Source organism: Phormidesmis priestleyi BC1401, from assembly GCF_001650195.1.
Lineage (GTDB): Bacteria > Cyanobacteriota > Cyanobacteriia > Leptolyngbyales > Leptolyngbyaceae > Phormidesmis_A > Phormidesmis_A priestleyi_B.
In genome coordinates, this window is sequence record NZ_LXYR01000190.1 from 1 (window position 1) to 562 (window position 562).

General features: G+C 56.9%; 1 protein-coding gene. It reads right to left on the minus strand.

Features of this window, described 5'->3' with window-relative positions; all coding sequences use genetic code 11:
- On the minus strand, nt 1-562 hold a 562-nt coding region (locus A8707_RS26375), incomplete at both ends, for a transposase (RefSeq protein ID WP_197485113.1).

Below are 562 nucleotides of genomic sequence, written 5' to 3' on the forward strand. Positions count from 1 at the left end.
GTTCGAGAGACCCAATGGGCAAGCAGGTAAGCAATGAGGGATAACAACAACCAGCGATAAATGCCCAGCCGAGTCTTCTGACCAAAGCAATGGAGTCCAAAGCGATGTTTGATGGTTTTGAAGAAGCCCTCAATGGTCCACCGTTGTCGTCCTAACCGCACGAGGTAGACTCCAGAATAGGGGTAGGTGGAGACGACAAAGCGCAGTTCTCGGTTGCCCTCGCTGCGCTTGAGCCAAAACCAGGAAACGGTCAACGGCATGTCGATGCCCGCTAATCGCACCTGTTGTCCTCGTGTGCCGTGACGGTAAAGCGATTTGAGGGGTTTACCCGTGTCCATCAGGCGAGTGCAGCGCATTCCCACGACCGCTCGCCAGTGCCGTTTTCGCACCGCCGTGAGAAACTCCACGGTGCCAAACTCTGTATCTGCCAGGACGATCACGGGGAAACGTTTCGTGAGGGTCTTGGGCACACGAGCGAGGAGTTTACACGCGAGTTGAGACGGACTCGGGGTGCCCTTGCCATGCCAGATGCAGAAGCTCCAGGGCACTCGCCACTGCCCCA